The following is a 2,312-nucleotide window of genomic DNA, read 5'->3' as shown; positions in this document are numbered from 1 at the left end:
GGGCGCTGGTGGCTTTATAGCGGAAACAAAAAAAGCGCCATTTCTGGCGCTTGTCTGGTTACTTGCTGAAGCTGGTGGCGATGTGGTTAAACAAATCATTTTTAATAAACTTGAATTTAGCCATGCCAAATTCAGATTTTCCGCCATCTTTGATCGCTTCCACGATTCCCAAATCGCGGAATAACTTGATCAGCTGATTGGCTTGTGTGTATGTTGCATCTGGTTTCATCTCGTTTTCTTGTTTTGCTTTGTTCATGATCTTGAAAACGTCGCCATTGCTGAACGTTGTCGGATCTTTCTTGATGATCTCAATCATCGCGAAAACGCGTGAGTTAGTAGAAAGCGCGCTATTGAATACACATTTACCAGAAGCCATGGAAGCCATCAGATACGCCAGTTTTTCGAGTGCATAGCTATTCGCTAACGTTTCACGGAAAAACAATTCAGGATCTTTTTTCGCGATTTTAATGGAGAAGTAAAAAACACCACATTGTTTTTCGTCGCGCATCGCTTCCAGAATGTTGTTATCAAAGTAAGCGCTTTTTGTTTGCGCAGCACGCAGATCCGCTTTGTCCTTCTTGGTATCCATACCAGCAGAGAAACGCTCGTTAAATTTGATTTCCATCGCTTTCGCGCTTGCGCTCAATTCTTTTGATACAACGATTGCAGCATTCAGGACGTCGGATTTTTTGAGATTGTTAAGAGTAGTCATTTTATTTTCCTTTATTTAAATTGATTGGCTTTCGCCAGATTCGAAACGTTTATTTGTTTGTGTCGTTTCGTTGGGTTCCATTATCGACGTATGAAAATTTTACGCAAGCTTTTTTTTAATGAATCGCAAAAAAGTAAAGTCTTAGAAAAAAACGCGTATAGCTGGAAGGTGTTCCCTAAATAAATAACCAAACGAGGCTTTTACCCTTATATATAACGTGAGGCTCGAGCGGTAAGATTTAATTAATTAAAGGGAGGTCATGCATATAAAAATACCGACACTTGGTCGGCATTATTACCTTATAGATTATTTTTTCCCGTAGGCATCATACCAGTTTTGTATGATTAAAGTATCCGTCTTGCTGTAGATGCAGACATCACTACTCACGTCATCCCCGCAGTTGGCTGCGGTCTCTCCAACCATTCTCGACATCTCTGCGACGGCCGATATAATCGAATAGCACTCACTTCTCCTCTCTGGATCTGTGCAAATGGTGGCGGATACATTCGTGAGGACTCTCGCCATTCTAGGCCCCTCACTTGCGAATGATGATGAAGTGAACATGGCGCTTGAAAGAATAAGATATGCTGTGATGGCTTTATAAGTCATTTTCATTCCTGAGTTCGTTAAATGGGGGTAATTCGGTCAACCCAATCATAGAAAATCTGGATGAGATTTCCCTCTGGCAACCTTACACCTACTGATTGTTCATTCATGCCTGTAGACACGCCTTCGATGACTCGGTTGTCTGAGAGATAGACCCTTATGGACTTTCCCTGCTGGTGGGCGTACCGTATGACCTGAAAGAAGTCGCGACCCGATCGCTTGTAGCCCGCATCCTCCAAATCACCTCGTCTTATCGTCAACTGACCCTTATAGGCTGTGTCGACATCTGAGACTGCGATTCTCTCTGCTGTGATTATGTAGTCGACAGGGATGATGACGCGATTAGCCTTATGGTCATCTGACACCGGGCTTAAATAGACACGGTACGATTTTAAGTCGAAGCCAGAGACAATCATTTGAAAAGTCATCTCGTTAGCGGTGACAACTCTTACACCTAATTTTCGCCTCTGGGCGTCTTTGAAATACTCCAGCGTGGATGCTAGGTTTCTCTCGGACTCGGCATTTATGCCGTAAGTAAAATCGGTACGAGTATTCATTCTCTATAACCAACTATTAAACTAAATTCAAAGCACGCCCGAATGGACGCGCTGTTATATATTTTATTTCTTTTTGTTGTTTCTTTCCATCTGCTTTAAGATTTTTAGATCATCATCATTCATTTCTGAATTAAGAAAAACCTGAACGATATCGTTTCTGACCTTGTCACCAAAAATGTCAGACAGGTCTTTGCTTAAATATTCAACGTTAAGGTTTTCAAGAAGGTGATTTATAATACCGGTTTTTGATAGCTTTAGGTTTTCTGCCCGCAGCAGATATTGAAGCTTCAGCAGTCGTCTGTCAGCTTCTGGTGTGAGTTTGAGATGACAGCTAACCGTCTTCTCGGTCTTGGGCGTCTCACCTTGTTGTTTTGTAATGGTTTCAGGCAATTTACTATCCATATACTCTTTCATACACATATCCCCCAAAACCCCCC

General features: G+C 42.0%; 4 protein-coding genes. All 4 read right to left on the bottom strand.

The annotated features are described in order from the left end of the window. Positions 1 to 58: 58 nt before the first annotated feature. On the bottom strand, positions 59 to 712 hold the full coding sequence (locus HMPREF9538_RS15410; RefSeq protein ID WP_009484953.1) for a hypothetical protein: 654 nt from the start codon (positions 710 to 712) through the stop codon (positions 59 to 61). 306 nt (positions 713 to 1,018) lie between these two features. Continuing rightward, a complete protein-coding gene (locus HMPREF9538_RS15415) occupies positions 1,019 to 1,321 on the bottom strand; it encodes a hypothetical protein (RefSeq protein ID WP_032457078.1) in 303 nt (100 codons plus the stop codon). A 17-nt stretch (positions 1,322 to 1,338) separates the two neighbouring features. Then, positions 1,339 to 1,875 (bottom strand): repressor of phase-1 flagellin, encoded by a 537-nt coding sequence (locus tag HMPREF9538_RS28795; protein WP_009484951.1) that lies wholly within the window; start codon positions 1,873 to 1,875, stop codon positions 1,339 to 1,341. Between the two features lie 63 nt (positions 1,876 to 1,938). Continuing rightward, the coding region (locus tag HMPREF9538_RS15420) for a hypothetical protein (RefSeq protein WP_009484950.1) at positions 1,939 to 2,312 on the bottom strand (374 nt) is incomplete at its 5' end.

The organism is Klebsiella sp. MS 92-3, assembly GCF_000195655.1.
In the GTDB taxonomy this organism is placed as follows: Bacteria; Pseudomonadota; Gammaproteobacteria; order Enterobacterales; family Enterobacteriaceae; genus Klebsiella; species Klebsiella pneumoniae.
Note: the sequence above shows the minus strand (reverse complement) of the source record. Positions and strands in the feature narration are given on the sequence as shown.

What these genes read in the sequence shown, in the direction of transcription:
- HMPREF9538_RS15410 (WP_009484953.1), bottom strand. Translation starts at nt 712, where the DNA reads ATGACTACTCTTAACAATCTCAAAAAATCCGACGTCCTGAATGCTGCA.
- HMPREF9538_RS15415 (WP_032457078.1), bottom strand. Translation starts at nt 1,321, where the DNA reads ATGACTTATAAAGCCATCACAGCATATCTTATTCTTTCAAGCGCCATG.
- HMPREF9538_RS28795 (WP_009484951.1), bottom strand. Translation starts at nt 1,875, where the DNA reads ATGAATACTCGTACCGATTTTACTTACGGCATAAATGCCGAGTCCGAG.